Below are 6,815 nucleotides of genomic sequence, written 5' to 3'. Positions count from 1 at the left end.
TCCGGAGGAATGGTCGAGTGGTTTAAGGCACCGGTCTTGAAAACCGGCGACGGTTTGTAGCCGTCCGTGAGTTCGAATCTCACTTCCTCCGCCACTTTTATTTAATTAAGCTTTGTCCCCTGATTTCCGGAGGAATGGTCGAGTGGTTTAAGGCACCGGTCTTGAAAACCGGCGACGGTTTGTAGCCGTCCGTGAGTTCGAATCTCACTTCCTCCGCCACTATTTAAAACCAAATGAGAGATCATTTGGTTTTTCTTTAATATATTTCATAATAAGCAATAAAAATGCCTGGTACAATAAGTATCAGGCTTTTTTGTATCTTCTTTTTAAGAAAATTTCTGGCTAGAATTAATTACTACTAATCGTAGTCTAGGGGAGAGCGGAATTACTTATCGATAACGATAGAGTAAGTTAGTAGATTATATTTTTGCTTTAATCCTTAAGTTCTGCAAAGTAATCCTCATAGCCTTTAACAACTGCTTGCCAGTCTTCGAGAAAGAAATAGCCGATTTGACTCTGATTAAGGATATTTATTTCATCGAGGAGGGTATTAATATCCTCTTGCATCCAACTAGCAGAAGACGTATAAAGTTGAGCTTGCTGTAAATCTAAAGCTAACCAATTATCTGCGTTTAAGCTATATACCCAAGAACGAGTATTATTACCTTGATTTAAGGCTAGACCCCAATAATGCAAGCGTGCTAAAGCTTCTCCTAATTGTTGATAAACTATTTGCTCGGGATAATTAGTATGTAAGATTAATTGTCCTAAAGAAATGGCTTGATTTTCAATAATGAGTTCTTCTTGCTCAACATTTGGGGCTTGTAAATCAATTAAAAAATACGGATTAAGACGAGTTTCAGACGTGGGGCTCTCATTAACCACTTGCTTAGTGCTTAAGCTTTCCTGTGGTTGATTATCTTGCTCATTATTTACTCTTGCTTGAGACGACGCTAGATTACTCGGATCTTCGCTGTTTTTATTATCTACAGTAAAATGATGAATACGAATGGTATTTTGTCCAGTAGCATGGTTATACCATGCTAAAAGCGGTAGATAAGCTTGTTGTTTACTGGTTATAAAGTACAAACTTGGATCTTGGTAACTTAACAAAGCGTTGTTTTCTAATGGTAAATAAATAGGTTCATTAGAAATAGCTAAAGGTAAACTTATATGCAAGTTTTGAGCGCGTAATAGAAAATTGAGCAGTAAACTTTTAATGGTGGGAATACTTTCTAACCATTGTTGGCGCGTGAGAGTGACAGCTTGATCTATATATACTGCTTGTAGTTGTAGTTTGCTTAGGTTACGTAAAATCTGCTCGAGATCAATGTTTATCCCTTGTTTTTGTGAAGTAAACCAATGCCTAAAGCGCGAAAGTGCTTTACTTAAACCTCGACCAAGATTATGTGTAAATTTATGGATAACACTTAGGTTTTGTTGCGCTAAACTAGGAAAATAGTGATCCACCGCAAAACTATACTGCTGTTCATAATAGATTTGCATCACTTGTTCTAGTTTGACTAGTTTGTCTGTTATAAAAACATAACTTATATCTTGCGTACACAGATTAGGCGTATAATACTTAGCAAGAGGATGCACTTGGAAACGCTCATTTTGGATAACTAAGTCAGCTAAATCTGCTAAATTAATCGTAGGTAAAGCAACTTGAGCTAGGATGCCTAATGCTGTAGTCTGCAAACTATCCTTTTGTAGACTCCTAAGTAAATCTTGCCGCAAGAAATATGCCATAAAAGTTTCCTATCTAATCTAGATAAATAAGTTTTTGTCTATATACTAAGTAAGAAATACTTAATATTTGTTAAACGATAACGGTTAGTCACTCTTTATATAGTTTAACAAATTATCCTCATAGCTATAAATTTAACTAAGGAATTAGTAAGAGTTTTACCAATTGCTTAAGCAAAGCGAGAATACTCTATGTCAAAAAAAGATTTTGAACAACAAGATAATCAGCGGGTGCAGCAATTAGTAGAAGCTTATGCTCATCCGACGTTAACTCCATATCAAGTTCAACACCAAGCACAAGTTAATGCTTTGGTGAACTATTATCGGGAATTAATCCCAGCCGTTCGAGCATTTATAAAACGTGCTAATCAACCTGAAGCACGAGAAAGTGTTAAAATTTCCGAGGGAGTACTTAATAATTTAAAATACGGAGTACTACTCAATCCTCTAGCTACCTTTGCCAGTCATTTTGATCCAGATGAGACGACCGAGCAACGTTCGGCACTATTACGTTTATATATTGATTTAGAAGAGGTTTATAATTATCTTTACACAACCCGTGATTGGGTAAATGAACAACAGCATTTAGATATGTTTGTTGCTCGTCATGATCCTGAATTAATCGAGTTAGTGCTAAATCAAATGTATAGTTACCTTAATAGTGTACTGCAGAATATGTTTAATATTTATTCTTATGCAGTGGGCTATTATTATGGTACAGATAGTGATTCGGAAGGATTTAGTTATAAAACGCTGATGCCAACCGCTCCGCACATTTTAGAATGGTCGATAATGAGCTTTAGAGGGATAAACTTTATGTACTTTTTTGTTATTGCCTCACAGATTTACTATCAACCGCAAAGCTATTATGCTCCGCTAAAATATTTTTAGTTTATGAGCTGTTCTGCAAAGAGCATAAAACAAACTTACATACTCCCATATATATTTACTAGTTAAAGCGATTGTTCGCTTATAGCTTTTTTCATCATTTCTATAATTTAGAATAATTTAGATATGCAAAAAGGTGGATAATATCCACCTTTTCGTCTATTAACTTTTTAAGCGATTACGGAAAAACTCGTAAAAATAGTTCCATAGATCGGTATTTAAAGGATCTTCACCAGGCTTAGCTTGCTTTAATAGTTCTAGAACAAGTTTGCGATCAAAATTAGCCTCTTGTTTGGCTAAAGCATCTAAAGCGCGAGATGTAAATTGCGGCTGTAATAAACGGTCGATAGTTACACGAATTTGTTTATCGATATTTACATCTGAACCAGCAGCAATATGCCCAGTCGGATCAGTTTCTTTTAATAGTTGATTTAGCTCTTCGAGATCATAACTACGTAATTGTTTAGCTACGTAATTAATTTGACGACGACGCGCTTCCATGCTCTTCATTTGTTTAGCAGCTTTAATTGCGTCAATTACGGTAGAACTAAATCCAAGAGGTAAGATTTTATTGAGATTTAATTCTACAAGATTAGCTGCAATTTTACGATAATCTTGAGCATCGCGCTTGATTTCAGATTTACTAACGTAAATAATTTCTTCGTCAGCTTGTTGATCTCGTTCAATTTGCGCCCAATCAAAATCTTTTTTAAATCTTGCCATATAAAATTTTTTAGAAAGTTGTGGTGTCTTGGAATAAACCAACTTTTAAGTTTTTCGCTTCGTAAATTACTTTACCGTCGCATAAAACTTCACCATCAGCAATACCCATTACTAAACCACGTGCAATAACACGTTTTAAGTTGATGCGGTATTGAACTTTTTTCGCAGTTGGTAACACTTGACCAGTGAATTTAACTTCACCTACACCTAAAGCACGACCTTTACCTTTGTGACCTAAGTGACCTAGGAAAAAGCCTACTAATTGCCACATAGCATCTAAACCTAAACAACCTGGCATTACTGGATCACCGATAAAGTGACAACCAAAGAACCATAGATCAGGATTGATGTTTAGTGTAGCTTCAATATAACCACAATTATGATTGCCTGCGTTTTCATCGATAACATCAATAGAATCGATCATTAACATGTTTGGTGCAGGTAATTGCGGTCCTTTATCCCAAAGTTTACCTTGTGAAGATTTAATTAGATCTTCATATGAATAAGAGGTAGGTCTACTCATAATGTCCTTTACAAAATAGGTCTATCTTTTAGACCACTAAAATCTGTAACCTGAATTAATTATCAACAATTAATTCGCTCTGTATGTACGCCTAAAGCATATTTATCAGTGCTATTATATCAAAGCTAAAGCATTGCAAGCAAAAAATGACCCAGAATAAAATTCTGGGTCAAAATATTTAAGCAAATAAACGCGCTAACCAAGAACCGCGTGAGCTCTTGTCAGCTTGTAAATTTTGTAAAATTGCACTAATTAGTGAAGTTTGGGCATTAGTTAAATCAAGATAACTTGATTGGTATTTATCGTTTTCATCATTAAGAGTAGTTTTATCATCTTTGTCTGTAGCAAATGGCACATCAGTAAGAAGTTCAAAAACTTGACTTACATGATCTGCTGCAAACAGATGAAAATCTCCCTGTGCTATACTTGTAACAATATCAGCTCTTAAACACAGATTATTAATATTTACGGCAGGAATAACCACTCCTTGGCTGCGATCTAAGCCACGAGCTTGGCAAATATCGTAGAAAGCTTCAATTTTTTGATTGATACCACCTACGGCTTGAATATTACCAAACTGATCCATACTTCCAGTTAGGGCAATACCTTGTTTAACTGGTAATTGTGATAGCGCTGAAGCTAGAGCCATAAAGCTAGCTACCGAAGCACTATCCCCATCAGTTGGATCGTATAATTGTTCGGTTAGAATTGAAGCACTAAAATCAATATTATCCGTAAATAACGATTTAATGTAAGTAGTACTAATAATATTAGCTCTACGGGCTAAGCCACCAGCTAATTCGATTTCACTATCAACATCTAAAGTTTGTCCAGCTTCATTATGGGCTAAGCAAGAAATACGAATGGCTGTACCAAAATCTTCTTTACCGATTTCATTAGTGTCTAAGAATGCCAAGCCATTTACCATCCCTACTTTCATCTCATTAGTATAGATCGTTTGATAACCATCTAAAACAAAGTTAAGTAAAGATTCATATTCCGTACTTCTGAGATTTGCCTCTTGGGCTAAGATAGTTTGTAGCTTATGATAATTACCTTGGCTTAAACGTAAATAATAGGCAATTTTATCCACTGCCCAGAAAATACGGTTGCTAGTTTCATTGTAGCGTAGTAATTGTACAATTAAACTACGCGCAGTAGCAGATTCGATTGAGTTTTCACCTTCTTTAAGTAAGCTCATTAAGCTTAGCATTTTGGTAACTATATATAAACTATTAGGTAAAGCTTGGCTAAGAGCTTGCTCAAGTTTAGTGGTTAGCTCTTTTTCAATTTTTATATGAGCTGGAACTACTTTCGCGGATATAGAGTTAATTTTTGCTTCTTGCGTACTTTCTTGTGAGCTTTCTTGAGAGATGTCTTGAGCGCCCTCTTGTGAGCTTAAATGCGATTGATTGTGATTAAGTTTTTGTAAGCTATTTAACTGCGTGTAAGAGATCTCATGCCATAGTTCTTGATCTGCATTCACATGGCTAAAGAGCTTACTGCGATCATAACCTTTTTCCGGTTTTGCGCTCTCTTTATAAATATGTTCAGGTAACTCAAGCTCTTCGTTTTCAGCTTTAGCGCTTTCAACTACACTATTCACCTGCTGTTCATAAGCTTGTAAAAAGATCTCACGATCAGGAGTACGTGTGGCAGTAAATAAATCAAAGCGATTATTACTACTCTTATATACAGCTTGCACTAAATACTTATCGATATTAGTAGCAAGTAAGGTAAGTAATGCTTCTTCGTTCTCGCCATTGAACATAATTACAAGATTAGCTTGGCAGGCAATAGTAACTTCAGGAGCTAAGTCTTGCGTTTTACTATTAGCAGCTTGTTGTAAAGTAAAATTACCTTGGGCTAAAGTTTGTAGCAGTTCACTAGCTAGTTTAGGATTTTGTAATAATTGATTAGCACCTATAGCAATTGTAGTATTGTTACTTGCTAATAGACCAGGAGTATAACTAGCTTCTTGTTCTTGTTTGGCAGGTGTATAGATACCAAAAAGAGCGCTGCGATTAAAGTTTTCTGGTACACAGTAATCATAAGTAGCAACCTGTTGGGCTTGGATAATTTCAGGTAAACTAAATTTATGATTTGCATTTAAAGCTTGTTGTACTTGTGCTTGTACTTGCTCGAGCTTGCTATAAAGACTTGGAGCAAAGCTTATCTCATGACCTAATGCTTGGTTTAGTTTGCTAGTTAATTTTTGCAGGAATAAATGTTGCCCTTTCACTAAACTATTACTTTGGCGAATCGCGAGAACTTTAGTTTGCTTGTTAAGTAAAGCGGTAAATTTATCTAAAAATGCATCATAAATAAACCATTGAGCAACTAATTGCGCTTGTAAAGTTTGTAAAGCCTGGGTGTCGCTTTGCTTAGTTAGTTGCATTAAAGCTTGTTCAATTGCTTGAGCTTCTAACTCTAAGTCTAAAGTTAGTTTTGGTAGTTTAGTTGCTTGTGCAGTATTTAGTTCTACCTTAATGTAATTAGCTACTAATTGCGACAGACTTGTTTCTAAATTCTGCTGGCTAATTAGTTGGCATAAGTGTACATGTGCAGGGCTAAATTTTTGCCAAACACGCTCTAACTGAAAATCGAGATCTAACTCGGCTGGTGTCAGTTTTTGTAACATGATAATAAAAAAAAGAGATTAATTAGGGGTAAGTTATCTATACTTTTATTCTTCTTATTTACAGTAAATTACGAATAAAAGATATAGGGGTATTTTACCATATTCATCTAATTAAACTAGGTTCACAAGCATAAAAGTCAATTTAAAGACTATGCTCGTTAAGGCATAGTCTAAATATAAACTTGTGGTTTATGCTATAATTTTTAGCAAAAATAGATCGAACCTGAACTAGTTACAAGTATAACTAGTTAGTAAAATATAAATAAACCATGCGAGTATTTCATTCTTTTA

5 protein-coding genes and 2 tRNA genes are annotated in these 6,815 nt (G+C 35.2%); 3 read left to right on the top strand and 4 right to left on the bottom strand.

Features of this window, described 5'->3' with window-relative positions; genetic code table 11:
- The first annotated feature begins 3 nt into the window (after positions 1-3).
- Together CKF58_RS07915 and CKF58_RS07910 are read left to right on the top strand one after the other, a co-directional pair.
- Positions 4-94: transfer RNA gene (locus CKF58_RS07915), tRNA-Ser, on the top strand.
- Between the two features lie 34 nt (positions 95-128).
- A tRNA-Ser gene (locus CKF58_RS07910) sits at positions 129-219 on the top strand.
- 213 nt (positions 220-432) lie between these two features.
- On the opposite strand, the gene CKF58_RS07905 is transcribed toward CKF58_RS07910, so the two are convergent.
- On the bottom strand, positions 433-1,752 hold the full coding sequence (locus tag CKF58_RS07905; protein ID WP_147397246.1) for a BUD32 family EKC/KEOPS complex subunit: 1,320 nt from the start codon (positions 1,750-1,752) through the stop codon (positions 433-435).
- Between the two features lie 189 nt (positions 1,753-1,941).
- On the opposite strand from CKF58_RS07905, the gene CKF58_RS07900 reads away from it, so the two are divergent.
- The gene (locus CKF58_RS07900) at positions 1,942-2,640 is read left to right on the top strand and encodes a hypothetical protein (protein WP_119532674.1); all 699 of its coding nucleotides are present in this window, start codon (positions 1,942-1,944) and stop codon (positions 2,638-2,640) included.
- A 159-nt stretch (positions 2,641-2,799) separates the two neighbouring features.
- Here CKF58_RS07900 and yjgA read toward each other — a convergent pair whose 3' ends face one another.
- The 3 genes from yjgA to CKF58_RS07885 form a co-directional block, all read right to left on the bottom strand.
- Complete coding sequence (gene yjgA, locus CKF58_RS07895; RefSeq protein WP_119532672.1) at positions 2,800-3,360, bottom strand: ribosome biogenesis factor YjgA; 561 nt, start codon at positions 3,358-3,360, stop codon at positions 2,800-2,802.
- A 10-nt stretch (positions 3,361-3,370) separates the two neighbouring features.
- Positions 3,371-3,883, bottom strand: a complete 513-nt coding sequence (fabA, locus tag CKF58_RS07890) for a bifunctional 3-hydroxydecanoyl-ACP dehydratase/trans-2-decenoyl-ACP isomerase (RefSeq protein WP_222987773.1) — start codon at positions 3,881-3,883, stop codon at positions 3,371-3,373.
- Positions 3,884-4,061: 178 nt separating this feature from the next.
- Complete coding sequence (locus CKF58_RS07885) at positions 4,062-6,524, bottom strand: S16 family serine protease (RefSeq protein ID WP_119532668.1); 2,463 nt, start codon at positions 6,522-6,524, stop codon at positions 4,062-4,064.
- Between the last annotated feature and the right edge of the window lie 291 nt (positions 6,525-6,815).

It is taken from the genome of Psittacicella hinzii (genome assembly GCF_003585935.1).
Classification (GTDB): domain Bacteria; phylum Pseudomonadota; class Gammaproteobacteria; order Enterobacterales; family Psittacicellaceae; genus Psittacicella; species Psittacicella hinzii.
This window is presented reverse-complemented; position numbering and strand designations above follow the sequence as displayed.